General features: G+C 73.8%; 20 protein-coding genes. 12 read left to right on the forward strand and 8 right to left on the reverse strand.

Annotation, left to right across the window (positions count from 1 at the left end; all coding sequences use genetic code 11):
* Nucleotides 1–229: 229 nt before the first annotated feature.
* Nucleotides 230–439: a DUF5703 family protein gene (locus tag ACFWOG_RS24715; RefSeq protein WP_329877763.1), complete on the reverse strand. Its 210-nt coding sequence runs from the start codon at nt 437–439 to the stop codon at nt 230–232.
* A 353-nt stretch (nt 440–792) separates the two neighbouring features.
* Between ACFWOG_RS24715 and ACFWOG_RS24720 the strand changes: the two genes are divergently transcribed.
* A complete protein-coding gene (locus ACFWOG_RS24720; protein WP_329877761.1) occupies nt 793–1,401 on the forward strand; it encodes a hypothetical protein in 609 nt (202 codons plus the stop codon).
* Between the two features lie 194 nt (nt 1,402–1,595).
* On the opposite strand, the gene ACFWOG_RS24725 is transcribed toward ACFWOG_RS24720, so the two are convergent.
* The 4 genes from ACFWOG_RS24725 to ACFWOG_RS24740 form a co-directional block, all read right to left on the reverse strand.
* Nucleotides 1,596–2,228, reverse strand: coding sequence for an ester cyclase (locus ACFWOG_RS24725; RefSeq protein WP_380361031.1), 633 nt, complete (start codon nt 2,226–2,228; stop codon nt 1,596–1,598).
* Between the two features lie 105 nt (nt 2,229–2,333).
* Entirely contained in the window at nt 2,334–3,116 is a 783-nt protein-coding gene (locus tag ACFWOG_RS24730) for an SDR family NAD(P)-dependent oxidoreductase (protein ID WP_380361032.1), read from the reverse strand.
* A gap of 304 nt (nt 3,117–3,420) precedes the next feature.
* Nucleotides 3,421–5,796: an ATP-binding domain-containing protein gene (locus ACFWOG_RS24735; RefSeq protein WP_380361033.1), complete on the reverse strand. Its 2,376-nt coding sequence runs from the start codon at nt 5,794–5,796 to the stop codon at nt 3,421–3,423.
* Nucleotides 5,797–6,054: 258 nt separating this feature from the next.
* Nucleotides 6,055–7,035 carry an aldo/keto reductase gene (locus ACFWOG_RS24740; RefSeq protein WP_380361034.1) on the reverse strand — a complete coding sequence of 327 codons (981 nt, stop codon included), beginning with the start codon at nt 7,033–7,035 and terminating at the stop codon, nt 6,055–6,057.
* A gap of 286 nt (nt 7,036–7,321) precedes the next feature.
* Between ACFWOG_RS24740 and ACFWOG_RS24745 the strand changes: the two genes are divergently transcribed.
* Complete coding sequence (locus ACFWOG_RS24745) at nt 7,322–8,368, forward strand: LLM class F420-dependent oxidoreductase (RefSeq protein ID WP_329950182.1); 1,047 nt, start codon at nt 7,322–7,324, stop codon at nt 8,366–8,368.
* A gap of 125 nt (nt 8,369–8,493) precedes the next feature.
* On the opposite strand, the gene ACFWOG_RS24750 is transcribed toward ACFWOG_RS24745, so the two are convergent.
* Nucleotides 8,494–9,486: a magnesium and cobalt transport protein CorA gene (locus ACFWOG_RS24750; protein ID WP_329877749.1), complete on the reverse strand. Its 993-nt coding sequence runs from the start codon at nt 9,484–9,486 to the stop codon at nt 8,494–8,496.
* 140 nt (nt 9,487–9,626) lie between these two features.
* On the opposite strand from ACFWOG_RS24750, the gene ACFWOG_RS24755 reads away from it, so the two are divergent.
* From ACFWOG_RS24755 to mshC, 6 genes are all read left to right on the forward strand, one after another.
* Nucleotides 9,627–10,391, forward strand: a complete 765-nt coding sequence (locus tag ACFWOG_RS24755; protein ID WP_380361035.1) for a histidine phosphatase family protein — start codon at nt 9,627–9,629, stop codon at nt 10,389–10,391.
* 209 nt (nt 10,392–10,600) lie between these two features.
* Nucleotides 10,601–11,164 (forward strand): DUF3090 domain-containing protein, encoded by a 564-nt coding sequence (locus tag ACFWOG_RS24760; RefSeq protein ID WP_329877745.1) that lies wholly within the window; start codon nt 10,601–10,603, stop codon nt 11,162–11,164.
* Between the two features lie 218 nt (nt 11,165–11,382).
* On the forward strand, nt 11,383–12,150 hold the full coding sequence (locus tag ACFWOG_RS24765; protein WP_380361038.1) for an SCO1664 family protein: 768 nt from the start codon (nt 11,383–11,385) through the stop codon (nt 12,148–12,150).
* Between the two features lie 247 nt (nt 12,151–12,397).
* Nucleotides 12,398–13,315, forward strand: coding sequence for a helix-turn-helix domain-containing protein (locus ACFWOG_RS24770; protein ID WP_329950184.1), 918 nt, complete (start codon nt 12,398–12,400; stop codon nt 13,313–13,315).
* A gap of 189 nt (nt 13,316–13,504) precedes the next feature.
* Nucleotides 13,505–14,389, forward strand: coding sequence for a carbohydrate-binding protein (locus ACFWOG_RS24775; protein WP_329877741.1), 885 nt, complete (start codon nt 13,505–13,507; stop codon nt 14,387–14,389).
* A 213-nt stretch (nt 14,390–14,602) separates the two neighbouring features.
* Complete coding sequence (gene mshC / locus ACFWOG_RS24780; RefSeq protein WP_329877739.1) at nt 14,603–15,832, forward strand: cysteine--1-D-myo-inosityl 2-amino-2-deoxy-alpha-D-glucopyranoside ligase; 1,230 nt, start codon at nt 14,603–14,605, stop codon at nt 15,830–15,832.
* Nucleotides 15,833–15,991: 159 nt separating this feature from the next.
* Here the strand turns inward: mshC and ACFWOG_RS24785 are convergent, their stop codons facing one another.
* On the reverse strand, nt 15,992–16,942 hold the full coding sequence (locus tag ACFWOG_RS24785; protein WP_329877737.1) for a PAC2 family protein: 951 nt from the start codon (nt 16,940–16,942) through the stop codon (nt 15,992–15,994).
* 354 nt (nt 16,943–17,296) lie between these two features.
* On the opposite strand from ACFWOG_RS24785, the gene ACFWOG_RS24790 reads away from it, so the two are divergent.
* Nucleotides 17,297–17,836, forward strand: a complete 540-nt coding sequence (locus tag ACFWOG_RS24790) for an SRPBCC family protein (protein WP_380361036.1) — start codon at nt 17,297–17,299, stop codon at nt 17,834–17,836.
* A gap of 30 nt (nt 17,837–17,866) precedes the next feature.
* Here ACFWOG_RS24790 and ACFWOG_RS24795 read toward each other — a convergent pair whose 3' ends face one another.
* A complete protein-coding gene (locus tag ACFWOG_RS24795) occupies nt 17,867–18,955 on the reverse strand; it encodes a glycosyl hydrolase family 18 protein (RefSeq protein ID WP_329950187.1) in 1,089 nt (362 codons plus the stop codon).
* Between the two features lie 144 nt (nt 18,956–19,099).
* On the opposite strand from ACFWOG_RS24795, the gene metH reads away from it, so the two are divergent.
* From metH to ACFWOG_RS24810, 3 genes are all read left to right on the forward strand, one after another.
* Nucleotides 19,100–22,609 (forward strand): methionine synthase, encoded by a 3,510-nt coding sequence (metH, locus tag ACFWOG_RS24800; RefSeq protein WP_329877731.1) that lies wholly within the window; start codon nt 19,100–19,102, stop codon nt 22,607–22,609.
* Between the two features lie 142 nt (nt 22,610–22,751).
* Entirely contained in the window at nt 22,752–23,456 is a 705-nt protein-coding gene (locus ACFWOG_RS24805) for an HAD family hydrolase (RefSeq protein WP_380361037.1), read from the forward strand.
* Nucleotides 23,457–23,818: 362 nt separating this feature from the next.
* Entirely contained in the window at nt 23,819–25,426 is a 1,608-nt protein-coding gene (locus ACFWOG_RS24810) for an ABC transporter substrate-binding protein (protein WP_355406600.1), read from the forward strand.
* Nucleotides 25,427–25,474 lie beyond the last annotated feature (48 nt).

Consider the following 25,474-nt stretch of genomic DNA (forward strand, 5'->3'; position numbering starts at 1 on the left):
GTCGCGGACGCGCGGCGAGGCATGGCAGGAGGACGGCGGGAGGGCGGGGCCGGGGTCCGGAACGGAAGGAGGCCCCGGCGAGAGGGCGGGCGGGGAGCCGACGCCGGAGCGGACCGGCCGGAGCGAGCCGGCCGCGGAACAGCGGAAGACCGGCCCTGGGGCAGCCCGGGGGAGTCGGTGAAGAGGTCGGTCGGAGACGGCAACACGCCGTCTCAACAGGTGGAAGCCGTCACCAGCTCCGGACCTGCCGGATGATCCGCCGGCGCAGCAGCACGGTTCGGCTGCCGTCCGGGAACAGGCGAAGCCTGTCCAGTTCCCAGTGTCCGTACTCGGCGTGATCGGTGAGTAGTTGGCGTGCCGCGTTGCGGGACGTCCCGCGAGGCATGCGCAGTGACTGGTACTCGTACTCCGGCTGCCGGACCGGCTGCGGTGGGGTCAAGATTCTCCTCCTGTGGGACACCTGCGGGCAAGCCTACGGCCTGGCTCCGACAACCGGCCCGGGTATTTTCGGCCGCGATGCCCGCCGTCCTCCCGCCGGGTCGGCCGGCGGCCCCCGACCTGTGACTGACAGTGCATCAGTTCCGTTGCGCCTGTGGTCGGCATACCCCGAACGCGGCTCGTGAAGCGACACCCGTACGGCTCAGCAGGCCCGTCCCGCGCCCCCGGGGGGCGGGTGGACCGCGGGGACAGAAGCACGCGGAACGGACATCACGGAGGAAGTTGCGGTGAAATCGCGGGTGTAGGTGACAACCGCTGTGCGTACCGGCACCGAGGGGAGATAGCGTCTGCACCATGTCTGATGCCGCGCAGCCCACCATTGCCGAGGTACGCGCCGCCGCCGAGGCGGTCAAGGCCGCCATCGACCGTCATCTGGAAGCGGTGTCGACCCCGACCGCAGTGGACGACTCCGCTGTGTCCACCGCCTACGAGCAGCTGGCGACGGCGGCGATCGCGTACGACCAAATCCTGTACGAGGTCTACGACGAGGTCACCCCCTTCGAGGTCCCCGGTGACGAGGGCCCGGGCGGGTACCACGGCCCCGAGCAGCCCGAGGCGATCAGCGTGCTGATCCGCCGCGACTACCACATCGTCGACCCGAAGCGGCTGCGCGCCCAGGCGGAGCGGCTGGACGATTCGCTGACCCCCGGCGGAGGCGCGGACAGTGGTGGGGTGAACGCCGCGATCGGCGTGCTGTTCGGCGAGTTCGAGCCGGACGAGATCGCCGCCCGCAGCGAGGAGTTCGGGCTGGAGGAGGCCGACTCGACGCTCTGGGTGGCCGCGGCCGAGCCGACCGAGCCGGGGGAGTGGCTGCCGGAACCCTTCGAGCACGCGGATCCGCAGCTGCTGATCTGCCGCTTCGACGTCAGCGAGGTCTACGACGACGAGGACCTCGACGACTGACCCGCGCGTCCGGTCCTCGCCCGCCCCGCACCCGCCCCCCGCCCGTCGGCCCGAACACCGGGGCGCGGGCGGGGCGGGCGGGTCGCGGGCGGCGCGGGCGGGTCGGGGGTGGACCGAGGCAGCCTCCCCGGTACCGACCCCGTGCGCGAGTGACGGGCGCCGAGTGACGCGCGCCGGACCGTCCGTACGGACGCTCAGCGGGCGGCGGCGCCGAGTTGGGCGAGCAGCGTCCGGTTGTCCTCGATGTGCCAGTCCTCGGTGATCCGGTCGGTCCCGACGTGCTGGATGTCGATCGCGTTGAACTCGACCCGCTGCCCTCGCCCGGCCACGCCGTCGAAGACTCCGGTGAAGTGGCCGCGGAAGACCAGGCGGGCGGTGATCATGTCGCCGGTGATCAGTAGGTCGGCGAGCTCGCAGGTGAGGTCCGGTACGGCCGCGCGGAAGGCGCGGGAGGCGAAGGCGGGGCCCGCCGGGCCCTGCGGGCGGCCGTCCGGGAGGGTGTTGTCCCGGAATCCCCGGTCGACGGCGGCGTCCAGGTGGCGCTGTTCCCCGGTGTTCCAGAAGGTGTAGAGCTGCTGCGCGAGCCGGATCTCCTGGGCGGCCCGGCGCTTGCTCAGCGACCCGTCGACGGTCAGGGCGCGCGGCCGGACGAGCTCCGGCGAGCGGTCCACCAGGCGCCAGGCCCGGGCGGAGGCCGCGCCGGCACCGGAGCCGCGGGCGTCCGCGGAACCCTGGGCGGTGGCAGTGGTGGTGCCGAGTGCGACGACGGCGGCGAGCAGACCGGCGGCGGCGAGGGCGGCGGTGCGGAGACGCTTCGGCGAGCGCATGGTTTCGGACATTCCTCTCGTAGGACGGTGGGCGGCGAACGGCGAACGGCGAACGGCGAACGGCGAACGGCGAACGGCGGGCGCCGTGAAGGTGCCCCCGGCCGGTCAGAGCTGCCGCAGCGCGCCGCCGTCGACGGCCCACTCGGCGCCGGTGACCTGCCGGGCGAGCGGCGAGACCAGGTAGGCGACCACCCGGGCGACGTCCTCGGGCGTGCCCAGCCGGGCGCTCGGCAGGCGCCGGACCTCGCGGACGAAGTGGTCGACGGCCGCCTCGACGGGCAGCCCGAAGCCCTCGGCGAGCTGCTCGGCGAAGCCGCCGGGCGCGTCCCAGAGCCGGGTCCGGGTCGGGCCGGGGGAGACCACGTTGGAGCGGACGCCGCGCGGGCCGAACTCCACGGCGAGTGACTTGGAGAGCGAGAGCAGGGCGGTCTTGGCAGCCGCGTAGTCCACCAGCGGGCTGTCGGGCAGCCGGGCGGCTTCGCTGGCGAGGTGCACCAGCGAGCCGCCCCCGCGCAGCAGCGCGGGTACGGCGGCGCGGCTCATCCGGACCGCGGAGTGGAAGTTGAGGTCGAAGGTGGCGCGCCACTGCTCGTCGGTGACCTCCAGGAAGCCGGGCCGGGCGTCCAGGCCGCCGGCGTTGTTCACCAGGGCGTCCAGCCGCCCGTGCCGGGCCAGCACGTGCCCGACGACGCGGTCGGCGGCGCCGGGGTCGGTCACGTCGGCGGCCACGGCCTCCACCCGCTCGCCGAGTGCCGGGACGCCCTCCGGCGAGCGGGCGACGCCGACCACGACCGCGCCCTCGGCGGCGAGCAGCCGCACGGTGGCCTCGCCGATCCCGGCGGAGGCGCCGGTGACGACGACCACCTTGTCGGTGAGCTGAAGATCCATGGGCGGCACTCCTCGGTCGGTCCGGGTTCGCCGGGGGACGGGCTGGCGAACTGCCTCCACCCTCCGCCGAGCTGGTGCCATGCGTCCAAGGCTTGATTTCTACCGGAATGATGACTTGTGCTCATGGACCCCGCGGCGAACGGCCGGCGTGCGCCGCCCCCGTCCCGGCCGGACCGGCGGCCGGGACGGGGGCCGGGCCGGCGGCGGGCGAACGGTGAGGGTGACGGAACGCGACGGGAGGGCCCCTCGTGAACGAGGAGCCCTCCCGTGGGGCGGCCCGTGGGTGCGGCCGGCGGGGGCCGGGTCAGTACGCCTGGGCGGCGTTCTCGGCCAGGACGGCGCGGAGCCGGGTGGTGCGGGGCGACGCCGGGCGCTCGGTGACCGCCTGGGGGAGCGCCGGGCCGGCGGCGTGGACCACCGAGAGGTGGCGTTCGCCGCGGCCGAAGGCGGTGTAGACCCACTGGCGGGTGAGCGCCGCGGCCGCGTCGTCGGGCAGGACGACCACGGCACCCGGCCAGCGGCGGCCGACCGCCTGGTGGACGGTCAAGGCCCAGCCGTGCCGGAGCCGGGCGGCCTCGGCCGGCGGGACCGTCCGGCGGGCGCCGTCCGTGTACTCCAGGTGCAGGCCGGTGGCGTCACCGTCGACCACCCGGGCCAGGCGGGTGTGGCCGGGGGCGGGCGAGTCGGCCACCCGGTCGCCCGGGTCGAAGCCGCCGAACCGGCCCGGGCCCGGGTTGAGCCTGGCCTTGGCCGCGGCGTTCAGGGCCCGGGTGCCGGCGGTGCCGCCGTGGCCGGGGGTGAGCAGCACCACCTGCTCGGCCGGGATGCCGAGGGCGCGCGGGATGGAGTCGGTGAGCAGCTGGATGGCCCGGTGGACGGCCTCGCCGCCGTCCTTGGCGGTCAGGATGACCACCTCCTTGTCGGGCGCGTCGACCGGCTGGAGCTCGCCGATGCCGATGCCGGAGACCAGCTCGCCGATCGGGCCGAAGTCCGGCGTCCGGGAGGCCACCGCCGGGCAGACCTTGGCGGTGAGCAGGTCGGCGAAGAACCGGCCGGGGCCCGCCGACCAGAGCTGGCCCGGGTCGCCGCTGAGCACCAGCCGGGTGCCGTCGGCCAGCGACTCCAGCAGGGTGGCGGCCAGTTCGACGTCCAGCAGCGGGGCGTCCAGGACGATCAGGACGTCGAGCGCGAGCGAGCCGTCCGGGGAGCGCCCCGGTCCGGCCACGCCGGCCAGGAGTTCGGCCAGGGTGACGACGGGCGCGGTGCCGGGTGCCCCGGTGAGCGCGGCGAAGGCGGTCCGGCCCTGGTCGGTCCAGGTGGCGGCCCAGGCGCGCAGACCGAGGCCGGTGGCGGCGGTCAGCAGGGCGGCGGGTTCGGCGCGGGCGGCCTCGCCGCCGGTGTGCAGGACGAGGGCGCTCTCGGCGGTGGCCCGGATCAGGGCGGTCGCGGAGGAGGACGGGGCTGCGGCGGCGGCCTCCTCCCAGGCGGTCGGACCGGGTGCGAGGGGCGGCTCGGGGAACTCCTCGGGGGACTGCCCGGTGTCGGCGGTCCCCGCGGCGGCCTCTGCGGCGGCCGGGCCCTCCTCGTTGGCCAGGGTCCCGTCGTCCTCGCCGTCGGACGAGTCGTTCGACGAGTCGCCGGACGACTCCTCCGACGATCCCTCGGAAGGCTCGGCGGCGGCCTGCTCCCCGCCGGCGTCCCCGCCCGTGTCCTCGCGGGTGTCCTCGTCCGCCGGGTCCTCCCCCGGAACGAAGGTCGACATCAGCCGGACCAGCCCGTCCGCCAGGCTCTCCTCCGCCAGCGCCAGCCGCTCCAGCGTGAGCAGCGTGCGGGTCGGCGGCTCGTCCTCCTCGTCGTCGGCGCCGGTGGTGTGGGCCTCGGCGCCGGTGAGTTCCTCCTGGAAGGGCATCGCCCGGCCGTCGAGTACGGCGGCCTGGACGGCGGCGGCGGAGTCCGGCACGCCGAGGCGGTCGAGTCCGGCCGTGACCTCGCCGATCTCCAGGGCCGAGTGGCCGCGCAGGGCCGCCTGCTCCAGCAGCCAGCCGACCAGCGCCTGGGCGCGGCGCGGGTCGCCGGGACCGGCTTCGGGGCCGAGCAGGCCGCGGGCGAAGCCGTCCGCGTGCTCGGGCCGGACGGCGGGCAGGGTCAGTACCGCCCACGGGTCCCTGCGCAGCTGCTCGGCGGCGCCGTCGCCGAACGCGGCCACGGCGGCCGGTGCCAGGTCGGCCGGGGCGCCGCCTGCGGCGAGCACCTCGGCCGTGTCCCGCAGCGCCTGGTCCCGCTGCTCGTCGGTGACGGGCCCGGCGGCTGCGGTCGCGGCGCTCCCGGGCGCGGGCCGATCGGTCGGAGCCTCGGTGGCGGAAGCCCGGTGAGCGGCGGGGGACCCGGCCGCCGATGTGGTGCCGGCCGCCCCGCCACCGTCCCTGCTGCCGCCGCGGTCGCCCCCGCCGGGCCGCCCGACGGCCCGGACCGCCTCGGCCAGCGCCGCCACGGCCGCCGCCTTGTCGGCCTTGCCGGCCTCGTCGTCGGACGCGGGCGCAGGGACGGACGCGGGCGCAGACGCGGACGCAGGTGCGGGCGTGGACGAGGGGTCGGGAGAGGGTGCGGGGACGGCGGCGGAGCCGCCGGTGCCCGGGGTCGCCGAAGTCTCCTCCGGAGCGCCGTTCTCCGTGTCACTCATCGTTCGCTCCACAAAAGCTCAACTCCACTGCTGGGCACCGGCCGCCCCGTCGTGCGGGCGGTCGGCAGGTTCGGGCCGGCCGCGCGCCGCGCGGGGCGGCCGGGCCGACGATCGGTCGGTTCGGTACTACAGGGTCGGCACACGCCGGCGGGCCGTACGGACGCCGCAGGCGGTACGGACGGCCACAGGCACTACATCACGTCGTTCGTTACGGGGTCGGGTCCGGTCCGTCGGGTCGCGGGGCGGGGGCGGGCCGTCCTACAGCTCGCTCCAGCCCTGGTCGGGGTAGCGGTGGACCGGCGCCGAGATGTCGTCGAGCGCACCGCGGATCTCACTCGGAAGCGTAAGTGCCTCCACCGACAACGACGCCTGCAACTGCGCCACCGTCCGCGCACCGACCAGCGCGCTCGCCACCCCGGGCCGGTCCCGGACCCACGCCAGTGCCACCGCCAGCGGGCTGCTGCCGAGCCCGTCGGCGGCGGTGGCGACGGCGTCCACGATCCGTCGGGACCGCTCCCCGAGGTACGGCTGCACGAACCCGGTGAGGTACGGCGAGGCGCCGCGCGAGTCCTGCGGGACGCCGTGCCGGTACTTCCCGGTGAGCACGCCGCGCCCGAGCGGGGAGGAGGCGAGCAGGCCGACCCCGCCGTCCTTCGCGGCGGGCACCGCCTCCCGCTCGATCCCGCGCTGGAGCAGCGAGTACTCCAGCTGCGCGCCGGCCAGCGGGACCCGGCCGTGGTGGGCGTTCTGCCAGGTGGCCGCCCTGGCGAGCTGCCAGCCGCTGTAGTCGCAGACCCCGACGTACCGGGCGCGCCCGGAGGCGACGGCGATGTCCAGGGCGCTGAGGGTCTCCTCGACCGGCGTGGCCGGGTCGAAGGCGTGCACCTGCCAGAGGTCGACGTAGTCGGTGCCGAGCCGGCGCAGCGAGGCGTCGAGGGCGGCGAGCAGGTGGCCGCGGGAGCCGTCGAAACGGCGGCCGGAGGCGGGGACGCTGCCCGCCTTGGTGGCGATGACCAGGTCGGAGCGGGGGATCAGGCTGTCGGTGAGCCGGGAGAGCAGGTACTCGGCGTCGCCGTCGGCGTAGACGTCGGCGGTGTCGACCAGGTCGCCGCCGGCGTCCACGAACTCCTTGAGCTGCTCGGCGGCCGTCTGCTCGTCGGTGTCGCGGCCCCAGGTCATGGTGCCGAGGCCGAGCCGGGAGACCTGCAGCCCGGTGCGGCCGAGGTGACGCTTTTCCATCGGACGGGCCCTCTCACTGGCCGATATCGAGGGGACATCGGGCGGACGTCGGGGGGAGATCTGGGGGAGATCGGGGGGCAAACGCGCAGGTGGGGCATGGCGCCCCCACGTCGGCTGAGCGTAGCGGCCGGTGCCCGGGCAGGTGTGCAGACCCGCAGAACGATCACCGCCCGCCCGGTCGTCCGGGGCGCGGCCCGAATGTGACCCGGGTCACCGCTACCGGCCAGTAGCATGGCCGCCGGACGCCCGGTTACCCTCACGGAACACCTGACTGGAAGGCAGTGCCATGCGACTCGGTATCAACCTCGGCTACTGGGGACTCGGCATGGACGCCGACAACGTCGCCGTCGCGCAGGAGGCCGACCGGCTCGGTTACTCGGTCTGCTGGGCGGCCGAGGCCTACGGGTCGGACGCGGCCACCGTGCTGTCGTTCGTCGCGGCCAGGACCGAGCGGATCGACGTCGGCTCGGCCATCTTCCAGATCCCGGCCCGCACCCCGGCGATGACCGCGATGACCGCGGCGACCCTGGACACCCTCTCCGGCGGCCGGTTCCGGCTGGGCCTCGGCGTCTCGGGCCCCCAGGTCTCCGAGGGCTGGTACGGCGTGAAGTTCGACAAGCCGCTGGCCCGCACGCGCGAGTACGTCGAGATCATCCGCAAGGCGATGTCCCGCGAGCGGCTGGTCCACGAGGGCGAGCACTGGACGCTGCCGTTGCCCGGCGGACCCGGCAAGCCGATCAAGCTCACCGTGCACCCGGTGCGCGAGCACATCCCGCTGTACATCGCCGCGATCGGCCCGAAGAACCTCGAACAGACCGGCGAGATCGCCGACGGCTGGCTGGGCATCTTCTTCGCCCCCGAGCACGCCGCGCTCTCGCTCGACCCGCTGAAGGCCGGCCGGGCCAAGGCGGGCAGGGAGCTGGAGGGCTTCGACCTCTGCCCGACCGTCACCATCGCGGTCGGCGAGGACATCAAGGCGGGCGTCGACTCCCAGCGCTCCTACGCCGCGCTCTACATCGGCGGAATGGGCAGCAAGGAGAAGAACTTCTACAACCAGCTCACGCGCCGCATGGGCTACGAGCAGGCCGCCGACGAGATCCAGGAGCGCTACCTGGCCAAGGACTACGCCGGTGCGGCGGCGGCCGTCCCGCACGACCTGATCGACGCCACCTCGCTGGTCGGCGACACCGCGCGGATCGCCGACCGGATGCAGGCCTACGCGGACGCGGGCGTCACCACGCTGACCCTGGCGCCGTCCGGCTTCACCCTGGACGAGCGGCTCCGGGCGTTGCGCACCGGTGTCGAGGCGCTGGAGCGCGCCGGGCTGGCCTGACCCGCGGGGCCGGAGCGGGCCCGGGGCGGACCCGCGAGGCCGGGGCCGGAGCGGGACCGGAGCAGGGACCGGGGTGGAGGGACCGGAGCCGGGGAGGTGGCGCGAGGCCCCCGCCCCGGCCCGTCTCACAGCCAGCCGTGCCGCTTGAACACCCGGTGCAGCACCAGGCAGACCGTCACCATCACCCCGACCGCGGCCGGGTACCCCCAGGGCTGGCGGAGCTCGGGCATGTCGTCGAAGTTCATGCCGTACACGCCGGCGATCATCGTCGGCACGGCGGCCAGCGCCGCCCAGGCGGAGATCTTCCGCATGTCGTTGTTCTGCTGCACGCTCACCTGCGCCAGGTTGGCGGCGAGGATGTCGGAGAGCAGCCGGTCCATGCCCTCCACCTGGTCGTTGGCCCGGGCCAGGTGGTCGGCGACGTCCCGCAGGTAGGGCAGCGCCTCGGGCCGGACGAACGGGACGCCGCCGCGCTCCAGCCGCAGCATCGGGTCGAGCAGCGGCCCGGTGGCCCGGCGGACGGTCACCAGCTGCCGCTTGTATCCGTAGATCCGGCTCGCGATGTCGCGGCCGACCCGGCCGGGGGCGAACACGTCGGCCTCCAGCTCGTCGAGGTCCGCCTGGAGCCCGACGGCCACGTCCACGTACCCGTCCACCACCCGGTCGCAGACCGAGTGCAGCACGGCGCTCGGGCCGTACCTGAGCAGCTCGGGCTGCTCCTCCAGCTCGTGGCGCAGCTCGCCGAGCGGGGTGTCGGCACCGTGGCGGACCGTCATCACGAAGTCCTCGCCGACGAAGAGCATCACCTCGCCACTGGTGACGGCGTGGCCGTCGGGGTGGTAGCCGAGCGTCTTGAGGGCCACGAAGAGCGATCCCTGGTAGACCTCCACCTTGGGGCGCTGGTGGGCGCTGACCGCGTCCTCGACCGACAGCGGGTGCAGACCGAACTCGGTGCTGACCTCGTCGAGTTCCTCGGTGGTGGGTTCGAACAGGCCTATCCAGACGAAGCCGCCCCGGCCTGCCGCCCGCGCGGCGGCGAGGGAGCCGGCGGGGTCCGCGGGCGTCGCGACCGGGCGGCCGTCCCGGTAGATGGCGCAGTGGACGATCATGCGGGTCATTGTCGCCCCTGGGGCGCCCCGGGGGGTACCTGCCGCGACCGGCGGCGCGGGCCGTCGGCCGGGCCCGGCGCGATCCTCAGCCCGGCCCGGCAAGATCCTTTCGACCCCGCGGGGAGCCGGGAAGCCGTAGGGTGGGCCCCATGCCGACCCTGCTGCTCGTCCGCCACGGCCGCTCCACCGCGAACACCGCCGGAATCCTGGCCGGTTGGACCCCGGGGGTGGACCTCGACGACACCGGGCGCGAGCAGGCGGCCGCGCTGGCCGGCCGACTCGCCGGGATCCCGCTGGTCCAGGCGGTCAGCAGCCCCCTGGAGCGGTGCCGGCAGACCCTGGAGCCGCTGCTCGCGGTCCGGCCCGAGCTGGCCGGTCCCGAGAGGGGTGGTTCCGCACCGGGCGAGCCCGCCCTCGACGAGCGGCTCGGCGAGTGCCACTACGGCGACTGGACCGGCCGGCCGCTCGCGGAGCTGGCGAAGGAGCCGCTCTGGCGCACCGTCCAGGACCACGCGGCGGCGGCGGCGTTCCCCGGCGGGGAGTCGCTGCGCGAACTGAGCCACCGGACGGTCGGCGCGGTCCGCGAGTGGAACGAGAAGGTCGCGGCCGAGCACGGCGAGGACGCGGTCTGGATCGCCTGCTCGCACGGCGACGTGATCAAGGCGGTGGTGGCCGACGCGCTCGGTCTGCACCTCGACCACTTCCAGCGGATCAACGTCGACCCCTGTTCGGTGACCGCGATCCGCTACACCGCGCGGCGCCCCTTCGTGCTGAGGATGGGTGACTCCGGCGACCTCACCTCGCTGGCCCCGAGGCCGGCCGGCCCGGGCCGGCCGGGGGGTCCGGGGGCGCCCGAGGGCGACCCGGCGTCGAGCGGGGACGCCGTGGTCGGCGGCTCCACCGGGACGGCCTGAGCACCACCGCACGGCCCGGGGCCGCGCCGGACAGCCCGTCGCGGCGAACCTCCGCCCGCGGTGCCCTGTTCGCGGGCCTCCCCGCCCGGGGCTCGGCTCCCCGGCGCGGCCCGGGAGGTCGTAGGGTGACCATGAGTCCCCCGGACCCCGGCCGACCCCCATATCCCCGAACGATCCCTACGACGATCGAGACGATCCGGAGCGAGAGCGTGCCCCGTCAGGTCTACTTCTACGACCAGCCCGAACGGTTCGTGGCCGGCACCGTCGGCCAGCCCGGCGCCCGGGCGTTCTACCTCCAGGCGAGCGCCCGGGGGCGGATCACCAGCGTGCTGCTGGAGAAGACCCAGGTGACCGCGCTCGCCGAGCGGATCGAGGAGGTCCTCGACGAGGCGCTGCGCCGCAGCGGCGGATCGGCGTCCATCCCGCCGACCGCCCCGCAGGACCTGCTCGACACCGCGCCGCTGGACCTGCCGCTGGAGCAGGAGTTCCGGGTCGGCACGATGGCGCTGGCGTGGGACACCGTGGACAGCTGCCTGGTGGTCGAGGCGCAGGCCCTGGTCGAGGACGAGGAGGAGGAGGGCGCCGCCGTCTTCGAGGACGACGAGAACGGCCCGGACATGCTCCGGGTGCGGCTCTCCGGCGCGATGGCCCGGGTGTTCGCCAAGCGGGCGCTGGACCTGGTGGCGGCCGGTCGCAAGCCCTGCCCGTTCTGCAACCTGCCGCTCGACCCGGAGGGCCACCTGTGCCCGCGCGCGAACGGCTACCGGCGCTGAACACCGGGACCCCGCCCCGGGCCGAGGGCCCCGACGCCGCCGGGCCCGCGACCGCCGCGCCGGACGCCCCCGGGCCCGGAACGGCCACCGACGGCGACACGGCCACCGGTAGTGACACGGCCGCCGACGGCGACACGGGCGCCGACACCGTCGAGGCGCCCCGGGCCGACCCGGCGGCGGCCGCCGCGCTCGCCGCCGACCCGTCCACCGCGCTGCGCCTGCTCCGCGAGGGCACGCTGACCGTCCACGGGCGGCTCACCGACGCCTCCAACGCCGCGCTCTACTGCACCGTCGCGCTGGACGACCGCACCGCCCAGGCGGTCTACAAGCCGGTGGCCGGCGAACGTCCGCTGTGGGACTTCCCGGACGGCACCCTGGCCGGCCGCGAGATCGCCGCGTACGAGGTGTCGGCCGCCACCGGTTGGGCGCTGATCCCGCCGACCGTGCTGCGCGAGGGCCCGCACGGGCCGGGCATGGTGCAGCTCTGGGTGGAGCCGGACCCGGACGCCGAGCCGCTGCTCGCACTCCAGGACCCGCGCGGCGCGGAGGCGGGCTGGTTGCCGATCGTCCGGGCCGAGGTGGGCGGCGGGCGCACCGCCCTGCTGGTGCACCCCGACGACGAGCGGCTGCGGCGGCTCGCGGTGCTGGACGCCGTGCTCAACAACGCGGACCGCAAGGGCGGCCACCTGATCCCGGCCGCCGACGGCCGGATCTACGGCATCGACCACGGCGTCACCTTCAACACCGAGGGCAAGCTGCGCACCCTGCTCTGGGGCTGGGCCGGGCAGCCGTTGCCCGCCGAGTCCGCGGAGGTGCTGGCCGGACTGGCCGAGGAGTTGGACGGCGCGCTGGGGGCGCGGCTGGCGCCGCACCTGACCGTCGCCGAACTGGACGCCACCCGGGCGCGGGTGGCGGCGCTGCGCGTCACCGGGGCCCACCCGCTGCCGTCCGACGACTGGCCGTCCATCCCGTGGCCGCCGATCTGACCCGGGCACACCCGGGCGGGGAGCACTCCGTCCGGCCGTGCCGCCCGGCCCGCGGCGCCCTGCCGTAGGACTCGGCCGTAGAACCCTGCGGTGGGGCCCGGCCGCAGAATCCGGCCCGTAGCGCCCGGCCCGTCGCGACACCACCGTGTCCGAACCACCCGGCCGTGGCCGCGCCCGTGCGTCCGACGGGCCTCCGCAGCCGGAAGTGGTCTGGACCGGTATGCCGGACCGGCCGCACACTGCGACGATGGACGAGCGACGGACCACCCCCCACCTGGACCTGCCGCTGCACCGCTTACAGGTCCCGTTGCCGCATCTGCTCCCCTTCGCGATCGGCAGTTTCGACACCATCGGCCCGCTCTCCCGCGCGGGCTTCCCCCACCGGCACTCCTTCTACGAGATCGTGTACGTCACCGGCGGACGCGGCGCCCACGTCCTCGACCTGGCCCACCGGTCGCTGCAACCACCGCAGTTGTGCGTGATCGCGCCCGGCCAGGTGCACTACTGGGCGGACGCGGACGACCTCACCGGGCAGGTGGTCCTCTTCAACGAGGACTTCCTGCTCGCCCACCCCCAGGACCTCGCCGCGCTGCGCACCCTGGCGGCCCGTCCGGCCGTGCGGCTGGGCGAGCAGGCCGGCCCGATCGCCGCGCTGCTGGCCGACATGGAGGAGGAGTTCCGGGCCCGGCCGACCGGCTACCCGGGGGTCCTGCGGGCCAGTCTGCACATTCTCATCGTCCGTGCGCTGCGGGCCTGTTCGCCGGCCGGGCCGGGGGCGTCCCCCGGTCGCACCGGCGATCTGGCCGCCGCCTTCACCCGGCTGGTCGCGACCTCGGGCGGGGTGCAGCGTTCGGTCGCCTCCTGCGCCCACGAGCTGGGCGTCTCGGTGAGCCACCTGCAGGCCATGGTCAAACAGGCGACCGGTCGGACGCCGGGCCGGCTGATCCGCCAGCAGCAGACCCTGGAGGCGAAACGCCTGCTGGCCTGCACCGAACTGACGGTCCGCCAGGTCTCCAGGGAGGCAGGGTTCGGTGATCCGGCGTACTTCTGCCGGTTCTTCCGCCGGGAGACCGGGATGACGCCGGGGGAGTTCCGTACCCGGGTCGGAGGAAATCACCACGATCCCCGGATCAGGTCCATCGCGGCGGCTCCGGACGGCCCGTAGTTTGACTGCTGGCCACCGGCGGCCCGCCCGGCGCGAGCGGGTCGGTCGCCGGCCGGGTCCTTGTCATGCCCCCACCATGGCAAGGGCCGCCCCCAGACCGCCCCCCACGGGCTCCGGTGCGGGTCCCTGCACCGTCCCCCTACCCCTGGCACGAACGATCCCCCACACTCACACCGAAGGAGTCGGCGCATGCCCGCGTCCGAAGAGCCCACCACCGGGACGGACGGTCCGATCGACCGCCGGATCAGCCGCAAGACCGTCCTGAGGGCCGCCGCCGTGCTCGGCACCGCACCGCTGCTGGTCGGCGGTGGCGTCGCACTGGCCCGTGACCGGGTCGGCACCGGCGAGACCCCCGATTTCACCCCGGCCTGCCACGACGGCGACGCTCCCACCATCGAGCAGACCGAAGGCCCGTACTTCAAGCCCAACTCCCCGCTGCGCAGCTCGCTGATCACCAGCAGCACGCCGGGCACCCGGCTCACCGTCAGCGGCTTCGTCTTCGGCCGCGCGTGCCTGCCGATCTCCGGTGTACTGCTGGACTTCTGGCAGGCCGACGTCAACGGCGCCTACGACAACGTCGGCTTCAACTTCCGCGGCCACCAGTTCACCGACGCCAAGGGCGCGTTCAGCCTGACCACGATCGTGCCCGGCCTCTACCCGGGCCGCACCCGGCACATCCACGTCAAGCTCCAGGCGCCCGGCCGGCCGGTGCTCACCACCCAGCTCTACTTCCCGAACGAGCCGCGCAACAGCACCGACACCATCTACGACGCGCGGCTGCTGATGAACGTCCGCCAGGTCGGGTCGGCGAAGGAGGGCACGTACGACTTCGTCCTCAACGTGCCGCAGACGCCCAACCCGACCCAGACCCCCACCCAGACGCCCACCCAGACCCCGACCTCGACCCCGACGTCGACCCCCACGGGCGGGACCACGACGTGGACCGTGGGCACCTCCTACAACGCGGGCGACCGCGTCACCTATGCCGGCGTCTCCTACCGCTGCCTCCAGGGGCACACAGCCTTCCCGGGCTGGGAGCCGCCGAACGTTCCGGCCCTCTGGCAGCGGCTGTAGCGGCTCCGGCCGTATCACCGGTGGGTCGCGAGCGCCCGGTCGGCGGCAGGGCCGGCCGGGCGCCTCGATCGGACCCCTCCCACTAACGGGCAGGGGTCGTCAAGCCATGCGCACTATCAGTCCAGAACCGCTCAGGCAACGAAAGCAGGCGAATCCAGTCGATCTTCCCGACTGGTTAGGCTTTCAAATGTTCGCGCGGTTAAAGTCATTCCCATGCATGCCTGGCCCGCTTCCGAGGTTCCCGCCCTGCCTGGTCAGGGGCTCCCCCTTCGTATCCACGACACCGCTACGGGTGTCGTCCGGGAGGTCGTGCCGCAGGACGGCGCCGCCCGGATCTACGTCTGCGGCATCACGCCCTACGACGCGACCCACATGGGCCACGCCGCCACCTACAACGCCTTCGACCTGGTGCAGCGCGTGTGGAAGGACGCCGGCCACGACGTCCTGTACGTCCAGAACGTCACCGACGTGGACGACCCGCTGCTGGAGCGCGCCGTCGCCACCGGACAGGACTGGACGGTGCTGGCCGAGCGCGAGACCGCGCTCTTCCGCGAGGACATGACCGCCCTGAGGCTGCTCCCGCCGGCCCACTACATCGGCGCCGTGGAGTCGATCCCGTGGATCGTCCCGCTGGTCCAGAAGCTGCTGGCGAGCGGGGCCGCCTACGAGCTGGACGGCGACATCTACTTCTCCGTCGAGTCCGACCCGCACTTCGGCGAGGTCTCCGGGCTCGCCCGCGAGGCCATGCACCCGGTCTTCGCCGAGCGTGGCGGCGACCCGGACCGCCCCGGCAAGCGTCACCCGCTGGACGCGCTGCTCTGGCTCGCCGCCCGTCCGGGCGAGCCGGCCTGGGACACCGAGCTCGGCCACGGCCGCCCCGGCTGGCACATCGAGTGCGTCGCGATCGCCCTGCAGTACCTGGGGATGTCCTTCGACATCCAGGGCGGCGGCAGTGACCTGTCCTTCCCGCACCACGAGATGGGCGCCGCGCACGCCCAGGTCGCCACCGGCGCCCACCCGTACGCCAAGACGTACGTGCACGCCGGCATGGTCGGCCTGGACGGGCACAAGATGTCGAAGTCCCGCGGCAACCTGGTCTTCGTCTCGGCCCTGCGCCGGGAGGGCGTCGACCCGGCCGCGATCCGCCTCGCCCTGCTCTCGCACCACTACCGCGAGGACTGGGAGTGGACCAAGGCCACCCTGGACGAGGCCGTCGAGCGCCTCGCCCGCTGGCGCGCCGCGGTCAGCCGCCCGGACGGACCGGACGCCGAGCAGCTGCTCACCGAGGTCCGCGCGGCGCTCGCCGAGGACCTGGACGCGCCCGCCGCGCTCGCCGCGGTGGACCGCTGGGCGGAGCGCCAGCAGACCGGGGGCGGGTCCGACATCGGCGCGCCCGGCCTGGTCACCCGCACCGTGGACGCGCTGCTCGGCATCGCGTTGTAGCCGTCGGCCGCTCCGCGGCGCGGGCGTCCGGCCGAGGACGCCACCGCCGCGCGGGCGCGGACACGTCGAGGGGGTGACGGGACCACGGTCCCGTCACCCCCCTCGACGCAGGCGGTGGAGTGCGGTGCGCGGCTGCGCCGACGACCGCGCGGGGAGGTGTCAGTCCTCCTCGGCGCCGTCCTGACTCTCCCGGGAGCCGGGTGACTCCGGCTCGCTCGGGCGCTCCGCCGTGGCGTGCCCGGCGACCGGCTTCTCACCGGTCGGTCCGACGTTCTCCCGCCGCCGCAGGTACCGCTCGAACTCGCGGGCGATCGCGTCGCCCGAGGCCTCCGGCAGGTCGGCGGTGTCCTGGGCCTCCTCCAGCTGCTGGACGTACTCGGCGACCTCGCTGTCCTCGGCGGCCAGCTGGTCCACCCCCAGCTGCCAGGCCCGGGCGTCCTCGCCGAGCTCGCCCGGGGGGATGCGCAGGTCCAGCAGGTCCTCCAGCTTGTTCACCAGCGCGAGGGTCGCCTTCGGGTTGGGGGGCTGCGCGACGTAGTGCGGCACCGCGGCCCAGAGCGTCACCGCCGGCACCCCGGCGTGCGTGCACGCCTCCTGGAGCACCCCGACGATCCCGGTCGGACCCTCGTACCGGCTCTCCTCCAGCTCCAGGCGGCGGGCCAGGTCGGGGTCGGAGGTGACCCCGCTGACCGGCACCGGGCGGCTGTGCGGGGTGTCGCCGAGCAGGGCGCCCAGGATCACGACCAGCTCGACCCCGAGCTCGTGCGCGAAGTTGAGCAGCTCGTTGCAGAACGAGCGCCAGCGCATGCTGGGCTCGATGCCGCGCACCAGCACGACGTCCCGGGTGGTCGGCTCGGTCACCCGGATCACCGAGAGCCGGGTGGTGGGCCAGGTGATCCGGCGGACGCCGCCGTCCAGCCAGACCGTGGGCCGGTTGACCTGGAAGTCGTAGTAGTCCTCCGCGTCGAGGGCGGCGAAGACCTTGCCGCCCCAGGTCTCGTCCAGATGCGCCAGTGCCGCGGAGGCGGCGTCGCCCGCATCGTTCCACCCCTCGAAGGCGCAGACCATCACCGGGTCGATCAACTCGGGAACATCTTCCAGCTCGATCACCCAGCGTCTCCCTCCGGTCGGCTGCCGCCGCCCCATCCGGCCGTGCCCGGATGCCGGCGGGCCGGATGCCGACGGTCGAACCTCTCGTCACCCATGGAACGCCTCGCTCCATGGTCCCTACCTGCCCAGCCTACGGGCTTTGAAGCCCCGTTCCGGCGGGCACCGGGACAGTCTGGGGGAGGCGGGCGCCACGATCCAGCGGTTATCCCGCCGCTCGCCCGTTCCCCGGCCGGCCCCTCCTCCCCCCGCTCGTCCGGGCGGTCGCCGCGCTGCCCGGCCGCCGCGGCGCGCCCGCCCGGCGGTGCGGCGCGATGATGGAGGCGGGGCCGGACGCGGGGCGTGAGGAGCCGACGGATGAACGGACGGCTGTGGACCGGTGCCGGCGTGGTGCTGGCGACCGGGGCCGGTGCGGTACTGGCGACGCTGGCCGCCGGTCGGAGGCTGCCGGTGGAGCACGTCAGCGAGGGCGGTCTGGAGCTGACCCAGTCGCCCGGCGCGGTCTGGGAGGTGCTGACCGACCTCGGCCTCCACCCGGCCTGGCGCCAGGGCCTGGCCCACGTCGAGGTCCTGCCCGCGACCGCCGACGGCCTGGCCCGCTGGCGCGAGTACGGCCGGCACGGGCACACCACCTACGAGGTGCTGGAGAGCGAGGCCCCGCACCGCCTGGTGACCGGGATCGCGGACCGCGACCTCCCGTACGGCGGCACCTGGACGTACCGGCTGACGCCGGTCGGCGGGGGCTGCACGCTGACCGTCACCGAACGCGGCGAGGTCTACGGACCGTTCTACCGGGCCGTCCTGCACTACGTGACGGGCGAGGACGCCACCGTCCGCCGCTTCCTGGGCGACCTGGCCCACCGGATGGCCGCCCCGCTCCCCGCCTCGCCGGCCTGAGGCCGGGGCCCGTACGGGCCCCGGCCCCGCTCAGCGGACCCAGTGGCGCCGGTAGTCCGTCCAGTTCTGCTCGGTCGCGGCGAAGTCCACGTACAGCCCGACACCGAAGTTCTGCCGGTCGAGGTCGTACCGGCCCAGGCCCAGCCGGATGCCCCGGATGCCGGCGGTCACCGTCTCGGCGCGACCCCAGTGGCCCCACTTGTCCTCCCAGTAGAACGGCAGGCCCATCAGCAGGTCCACGTCCTCCGGGGTGGCCTCCAGCGCGAGCTCGGTCTGGTAGGCGTTGTAGCCGCCGTACAGCGACTCGGTCGGCATGCTGGAGTCGTACGTCATCACGGCGACCTGGTCGACCCGGCGGGCGGTCTCGGCGAAATAGGCCTGATCCCACCACTTGCCGTGGTCGGTCAACGCGATGGCCACGTTGTGCTGGTAAGGAAGCGGATCGATCTGCGGGACGGCCACCGAGAGCCTGGTGCCGCGTTCGGCCGTGACCGGGCGGACCTGGTCGAGCAGGGCGAGCCAGCCCTTCGAACCGGGCCGGATCGGCTCCATGTCGAAGTGCACGCCGTCGAAGCCGAGATCGAGCACCTGGCGGGCGGAGGCGGTGACCCGGTCCCGGGTGGCGGCGTCCTCCAGGTCCAGGGCGTCCTTCTCGGGCTTGACCTCGTCGCCCAGCCAGCTCTGCACCCGGATCCCGGGCAGCGCCCGGTGCGCCTCCTCGGTGAACCAGCGGGCCCGGGGGTGCACGGAGGGCGGCAGGGAGCCGTCGTGCTCCAGCGGGCCGGTGTGCACGTACAGGTCCCGGATGCCGGTTCCGGCCAGCCGCCGGGCGAGCGCGGCGATGTCCGCGTCACCCTTCCGGCCGTCGACCCAGGCGTGGCCGAGCCAGACCGCGTCGCGACCGCGGGTACGCGCCTCGGGCGACGGGTCGCCGACGTACTGGAGGCGCAGCGCGAGGGCCGCCGAGCCGATCGGCACCACCACGACGGCCAGCGCCACCAGCGCCGTTGCCAGCGACTTCCGCCATCGGGACCAGCTCCGCCAGCGGACGCGCAGCGCCCGGGCCCAGGCGGCGGGAACCGCCCCGATCCGACCCGCACGTGTCCGGAATCCACCCATAGCGTCGCTCTCCCCTCGCGGACGAGGGCTCAGGATACGAAATGGGTGCTCTGCTCCCAGCAGGGGCCGGATACCCTGGCCACGTGCGTCCCCGACTCAGCGGGTGCGCAAAGCCGACAGCCGTCGCACCCAGGGAGAAGCCCCATGGCCACTGCAGCCGACCCGTCCGTCACCCAGCAGAGCCGCGCGAACGCGCTGCGTGAGGCGCTGGCCACCCGTGTGGTGGTCGCCGACGGGGCGATGGGCACCATGCTCCAGGCCCAGGACCCGACGCTGGAGGACTTCCAGGACCTGGAGGGCTGCAACGAGGTCCTCAACCTGACCCGGCCCGACATCGTCCGCTCCGTCCACGACGCGTACTTCGCGGTGGGCGTGGACTGCGTGGAGACCAACACCTTCGGCGCCAACCACTCGGCGCTCGGCGAGTACGACATCCCGGAGCGCGTCTTCGAGCTCTCCGAGGCCGGGGCCCGGATCGCCCGCGAGGCCGCCGACCAGCACACCGGGACCGACGGCCGGACCCGCTGGGTGCTCGGCTCGATCGGCCCCGGCACCAAGCTGCCGACCCTCGGCCACGCCCCGTACGCGACGCTCCGCGAGGGCTTCCGGCAGAACGCGGCGGGCCTGATCGCCGGCGGTGCGGACGCCCTGCTGGTGGAGACCAGCCAGGACCTGCTGCAGACCAAGGCCGCGATCCTGGGTTCCAAGGCCGCCCTCGCGGACGCGGGCCTCGACCTCCCGGTGCTGGTCCAGGTGACCGTGGAGACCACCGGCACCATGCTGCTGGGCTCCGAGATCGGAGCCGCGCTGACCGCGCTGGAGCCGCTCGGCGTCGACTACATCGGTCTGAACTGCGCCACCGGCCCGGCCGAGATGAGCGAGCACCTGCGGTACCTGGCCAAGAACGCGCGGATCGGCCTCTCCTGCATGCCGAACGCCGGTCTGCCGGTGCTGGGCAAGGACGGCGCGCACTACCCGCTGAGCCCGGCCGAGCTGGCCGACGCGCACGACGTCTTCACCCGCGAGTACGGGCTGTCGCTGGTCGGCGGCTGCTGCGGCACCACCCCCGAGCACCTGCGCCAGGTGGTCGAGCGGGTCCAGGGCCGGCCGGTCACCGTGCGCGACCCGCGTCCCGAGCCCTCGGCGGCCTCGCTCTACCAGGCGGTGCCCTTCCGCCAGGACACCTCGTACCTGGCGATCGGCGAGCGCACCAACGCCAACGGTTCGAAGAAGTTCCGCGAGTCGATGCTGGCCGGCGACTGGCAGGCCTGCGTGGAGATCGCCCGGGACCAGATCCGGGACGGCTCGCACCTGCTGGACCTCTGCGTGGACTACGTCGGCCGCGACGGCGTCGCCGACATGAAGGAGATCGCCGGCCGGCTGGCGACGGCCTCCACCCTGCCGATCGTGCTGGACTCCACCGAGCCGGAGGTGCTGCGCGCCGGTCTGGAGTCGCTCGGCGGGCGCGCCCTGCTGAACTCGGTGAACTACGAGGACGGCGACGGCCCGGACACCCGCTTCGGGCGGATCGCCTCGCTGGCCCGCGAGCACGGCGCCGGCCTGATCGCGCTGACCATCGACGAGGAGGGCCAGGCCCGCACCGCCGACAAGAAGGTCGAGATCGCCGAGCGGCTGATCGCCCAGCTCACCACCGAGTACGGCATCGACGAGGGCTCGATCCTGGTCGACTGCCTGGCGTTCACCCTGGGCACCGGGCAGGAGGAGTCCCGCCGCGACGGCATCGAGACCATCGAGGCGATCCGCGAGCTCAAGCGCCGCCACCCGGACGTGCAGACCACCCTCGGCCTGTCCAACATCTCCTTCGGCCTCAGCCCGGCCGCCCGCATGGTGATCAACTCGGTCTTCCTGAACGAGTGCGTCGAGGCGGGCCTGGACTCGGCGATCGTGCACGCCTCCAAGATCGTGCCGATGGCCCGGATCCCCGAGGACCAGCGCGAGGTCGCCCTCGACCTGGTCTACGACCGCCGCAGCGAGGGCTACGACCCGCTGCAGAAGCTGCTCCGGCTCTTCGAGGGCGTCTCCTCGGCCTCCGTCCGGGCGTCCAAGGCGGAGGAGCTGGCCGCGCTTCCGCTGGAGGAGCGCCTGCAGCGGCGGATCATCGACGGCGAGCGGAACGGCCTAGAGGCCGACCTCGACGAGGCGCTGACGGAGCGCCCGGCGCTGGAGATCGTCAACAGCACGCTGCTGGCCGGCATGAAGGTGGTCGGCGAGCTGTTCGGCTCCGGCCAGATGCAGCTGCCGTTCGTGCTCCAGTCCGCCGAGGTGATGAAGACCGCGGTGGCGCACCTGGAGCCGCACATGGAGAAGTCCGACGACGAGGGCAAGGGCACCATCGTGCTGGCCACCGTCAAGGGCGACGTCCACGACATCGGCAAGAACCTGGTCGACATCATCCTGTCCAACAACGGCTACAACGTGGTCAACCTGGGCATCAAGCAGCCGGTCTCGGCGATCCTGGACGCCGCGCAGGAGCACCGGGCCGACGTCATCGGGATGTCCGGCCTGCTGGTGAAGTCCACCGTGATCATGAAGGAGAACCTGGAGGAGCTGAACCAGCGCAAGCTGGCGGCCGACTACCCGGTGATCCTCGGCGGTGCCGCGCTCACCCGCGCCTACGTCGAGCAGGACCTGCACGAGATCTACGAGGGCGAGGTCCGCTACGCCCGGGACGCCTTCGAGGGCCTGCGGCTGATGGACGCGCTGATCGCGGTCAAGCGCGGTGTGCCGGGCGCCACCCTGCCGGAGCTGAAGCAGCGCCGGCACGCACGGGTGGAGGTCGAGGAGCCCGAGGAGGTCAACCTCGGCCAGATCCGCTCGGACGTCGCCGTCGACAACCGGGTGCCCGAGCCGCCGTTCTGGGGCGACCGGATCGTCAAGGGCGTGCCGTTCGCCGACTACGCGAGCTGGCTGGACGAGGACGCCCTGTTCAAGGGCCAGTGGGGCCTGAAGGCCGCCCGGAGCGGGGACGGCCCCTCGTACGAGGAGCTGGTGGAGACCGAGGGCCGGCCGCGGCTGCGGATGTGGCTGGACCGGCTGCAGACCGAGGGATGGCTGGAGGCGGCCGTCATCTACGGCTTCTACCCGGCCAACTCCAAGGGCGACGACCTGATCGTCTTCCACGAGGACGGCACCGAGCGGACCCGCTTCACCTTCCCGCGCCAGCGGCGCGGGCGCCGGCTCTGCCTGGCCGACTTCTTCCGCCCGGAGGAGTCCGGGGTCCGCGACGTGCTCGGCCTCCAGGTGGTCACCATGGGCAACCGGATCTCCGAGGCGGCCAACGAGCTGTTCGCCGACAACTCCTACCGCGACTACCTGGAGCTGCACGGCCTCTCCGTCCAGCTGGCCGAGGCGCTGGCCGAGTTCTGGCACGCCCGGGTCCGCTTCGAGCTGGGCTTCGGCGACGAGGACCCGCAGGACGTCCGGGACATGTTCGCGCTGAAGTACCGGGGCGCGCGGTTCTCCCTCGGCTACGGGGCGTGCCCGGAGCTGGAGGACCGCGCCAAGATCGCCGACCTGCTGAAGCCCGAGCGGATCGGCGTGGTCCTCTCCGAGGAGTTCCAGCTGCACCCGGAGCAGTCCACCGACGCGATCGTGATCCACCACCCGGAGGCCAAGTACTTCAACGCGCGGTAATCCGGATGCTGCGCAGCGTTCGCCCGATCCGGACGGGCCGGGCGTATCCTTGATGATCCTGAACGGGCCGGTCCGCTCACCAGCGGGCCGGCCTGTGTCATCCCCGGAGCCGATCCGGGGGCACGGACGGAAGGATCCCGCCATGACCACCATCTCCACCGCCATCCAGACCCTCTACCCGGGCGACGGGCAGGGCCTGCAGGCGGTGCTGCTGGACATGGACGGAACGCTGGTGGACACCGAGGACTACTGGTGGCAGGCGGAGGCCTCGCTCTTCGCCGAGCTCGGCTACGCGCTCGACGAGAAGGACCGTGCGCAGGTGGTCGGCGGCCCGATGAGCCGGGTGATCGACTACCTGCTCGCCACCACGGGCGTGGACCTCGCACCGGCCGACCTGACCGTGCTGATCAACCAGCGGTTCGTGGACCTGCTGGCCGGCGGGGTGCCGCTGATGCCGGGTGCGGAGCGGCTGCTCAACACGCTCGCCGCGCACGGCGTCCCGGCCGCCCTGGTCTCCGCCTCCCACCGGCACATCATCGACATCGTGCTGCGCTCGCTGGGCGCCGAGCACTTCGCCTTCACGGTCGCGGGGGACGAGGTGCCGCGCACCAAGCCGCACCCTGACCCGTACCTGGAGGCGGCGCGCCGGCTGGGCGCCGATCCGGCCCGCTGCGTGGTGGTGGAGGACGCGCCGACCGGGGTGCGCGCGGCCGAGGCGGCCGGCTGTCCCGTGATCGCGGTGCCCTCGGTGGCGGCGATCGAGCCGGCGCCCGGCCGGCTGGTGCTGTCGTCGCTGGAGCAGGTCGACCTCGAGCTGCTCCGCTCCCTCGTCGCCTCACGGGTGTGATTGTCGTCTCATTGCACATGAGCACTACCGGCCGGTAGTCGGTCCGGACCGGCTCCGGCCCTCGACGGCCCGGGGAGAAAACGGGCATTGGCTGACAACTCGCAGGACGGCCCTGTCCGGTGCCGTCCCCCCGTGTCCCAACTGTCACCTGTGGGGGTATCGGGGGTGTGTGTTCGATATGGCACGCTACTCCAGTTCGTTCCCCACCCCCGAGCCCAGGCACCGCCGCTGACGGGCAACCCCGTCCTGCCCGCGGTCGCACGGGCGCCCGGCTCGCGCGCGCCCCCCTCCGCAACCCAGGAGGCAACCGGCTCGCGGGCCCCCGGCCCTCCGGCCGGACCGCACCCCGAAGGACGCGACCCGTGAAGACTTCAGCTGAACGACTGGCCGTGCTCGGCTGCGCCGGACTCGTGGCCGCCTCGGTGGCCGGCTGCGGCTCGGTGACCGACGCCGTCAAGGGGGACGGCGACAAGGCGATCACCATGGGCACCACCTCGGTGACCAACGCCCTGGACCCGGCCGGCGCGTACGACGCCGGCTCCTGGCTGCTGCTGCGCAACACCTTCCAGTCGCTGCTCAGCTACCCGGCCGCCTCCAGCGCGCCCGGCCCGGACGCCGCCCAGTCCTGCGAGTTCACCGCGGGCGAGGCCACCCAGTACCGCTGCACGCTGAAGTCCGGCCTGAAGTTCTCCAACGGGCACGCGCTCACCGCCGCCGACGTCGTCTTCTCGATCCAGCGGACGCTGAAGATCAACGACCAGAGCGGCCCGGCCGGGCTGCTCTCCTCGATCAAGTCGGTCGAGGCCAAGGGCGACACCGAGGTGGTCTTCCACCTGGGCCAGCCCGACGCCACCCTCCCGGCCAAGCTGGCCGGTCCGGCCGGCGCCATCGTCGACCAGGAGGTCTTCCCGGCCGACAAGCTGCTCGGCAACGACAAGCTGGTCGGCTCCGGCCCGTACAAGATCGACTCGATCGAGCCGATGGCCGGCGGCACCGGCGGCCCGGGCAAGGTCGTGCTGTCGCCCAACGACAAGTACACCGGCGACGCCAAGCTGCGGAACAAGAAGTTCACCCTGCGGTACTTCGACAAGCCCGCCGACCTCAAGGCCTCGCTGGACAAGGGCGAGGTCGACCTCGCCGACAACAGCCTGGAGCCCAACACCGCCGCCCAGATCCTCTCCGACCAGCAGGGCGGCAAGACCGACCTGCGCGTCGTCGAGGGCGACAGCAGCGACACCCGCTACCTGGTCTTCAACACCAAGGACCCGGTCGGCGGCAACGTCGCCGTCCGGCAGGCCGCCGCCCAGCTGGTCGACCGCAAGGCCCTGGCCCGCGACGTCTTCGCCCGCACCGTCCAGCCGCTCTACTCGATGGTCCCGGCCGGCGTCAGCGGCCACAACACGGCCTTCTTCGACCGCTACGGCGACCAGGACGTCACCAAGGCGAAGGCGATCCTCACCGCCGCCAAGGTCCAGACGCCGGTCAAGATCACCCTCACCTGGTCGCGCTCGCGCGCCGAGGGCGCCGAGTCCGAGACGCTGAAGAAGCAGCTGGAGGCCGGCGGCCTGTTCCAGGTGACCGTCCAGCACGAGCCCGACTGGGACGCCTTCAAGAAGGGCTGGGCCGAGGGCAAGTACCAGATGTACACGATCGGCTGGTTCGCCGACTACCCGGACCCGGACAACTACGTCGCCCCGCTGGTCGTCGAGGGCGGCGCCTACCACCACGGCTGGGACGACCCGCAGATCAGCCAGAAGCTCGTGCCGGACACCCTCAAGCAGGCCGACCGCGCCGCCGCGACGACGGCCTACGGCCAGATCCAGGGCATCGTGGCCACGAACGCCCCGCTGATCCCGCTGTTCCAGAACAAGTCGTTCTTCGCCTCCCGCTCCAACATCACCGGCGTGGAGTCGACCGTCGACACCACCGGCTTCTTTCGCTTCTGGGAGATCGGCCGGGTCGGCAAGTAGCCCCCGTACGGAGGCCCGGCCGCCCCCCGGCAGGGGAGCGGCCGGGCC

It is taken from the genome of Kitasatospora sp. NPDC058406, from assembly GCF_042722765.1.
Taxonomy (GTDB): Bacteria; Actinomycetota; Actinomycetes; order Streptomycetales; family Streptomycetaceae; genus Kitasatospora.

What these genes read in the sequence shown, in the direction of transcription:
- ACFWOG_RS24805 (WP_380361037.1), top strand. Translation starts at nt 22,752, where the DNA reads ATGACCACCATCTCCACCGCCATCCAGACCCTCTACCCGGGCGACGGG.
- ACFWOG_RS24795 (WP_329950187.1), bottom strand. Translation starts at nt 18,955, where the DNA reads ATGGGTGGATTCCGGACACGTGCGGGTCGGATCGGGGCGGTTCCCGCC.
- ACFWOG_RS24770 (WP_329950184.1), top strand. Translation starts at nt 12,398, where the DNA reads ATGGACGAGCGACGGACCACCCCCCACCTGGACCTGCCGCTGCACCGC.
- ACFWOG_RS24720 (WP_329877761.1), top strand. Translation starts at nt 793, where the DNA reads ATGTCTGATGCCGCGCAGCCCACCATTGCCGAGGTACGCGCCGCCGCC.
- ACFWOG_RS24725 (WP_380361031.1), bottom strand. Translation starts at nt 2,228, where the DNA reads ATGCGCTCGCCGAAGCGTCTCCGCACCGCCGCCCTCGCCGCCGCCGGT.
- ACFWOG_RS24730 (WP_380361032.1), bottom strand. Translation starts at nt 3,116, where the DNA reads ATGGATCTTCAGCTCACCGACAAGGTGGTCGTCGTCACCGGCGCCTCC.
- ACFWOG_RS24790 (WP_380361036.1), top strand. Translation starts at nt 17,297, where the DNA reads ATGAACGGACGGCTGTGGACCGGTGCCGGCGTGGTGCTGGCGACCGGG.
- ACFWOG_RS24735 (WP_380361033.1), bottom strand. Translation starts at nt 5,796, where the DNA reads ATGAGTGACACGGAGAACGGCGCTCCGGAGGAGACTTCGGCGACCCCG.
- ACFWOG_RS24740 (WP_380361034.1), bottom strand. Translation starts at nt 7,035, where the DNA reads ATGGAAAAGCGTCACCTCGGCCGCACCGGGCTGCAGGTCTCCCGGCTC.
- mshC (WP_329877739.1), top strand. Translation starts at nt 14,603, where the DNA reads ATGCATGCCTGGCCCGCTTCCGAGGTTCCCGCCCTGCCTGGTCAGGGG.
- metH (WP_329877731.1), top strand. Translation starts at nt 19,100, where the DNA reads ATGGCCACTGCAGCCGACCCGTCCGTCACCCAGCAGAGCCGCGCGAAC.
- ACFWOG_RS24775 (WP_329877741.1), top strand. Translation starts at nt 13,505, where the DNA reads ATGCCCGCGTCCGAAGAGCCCACCACCGGGACGGACGGTCCGATCGAC.
- ACFWOG_RS24750 (WP_329877749.1), bottom strand. Translation starts at nt 9,486, where the DNA reads ATGACCCGCATGATCGTCCACTGCGCCATCTACCGGGACGGCCGCCCG.
- ACFWOG_RS24745 (WP_329950182.1), top strand. Translation starts at nt 7,322, where the DNA reads ATGCGACTCGGTATCAACCTCGGCTACTGGGGACTCGGCATGGACGCC.
- ACFWOG_RS24755 (WP_380361035.1), top strand. Translation starts at nt 9,627, where the DNA reads ATGCCGACCCTGCTGCTCGTCCGCCACGGCCGCTCCACCGCGAACACC.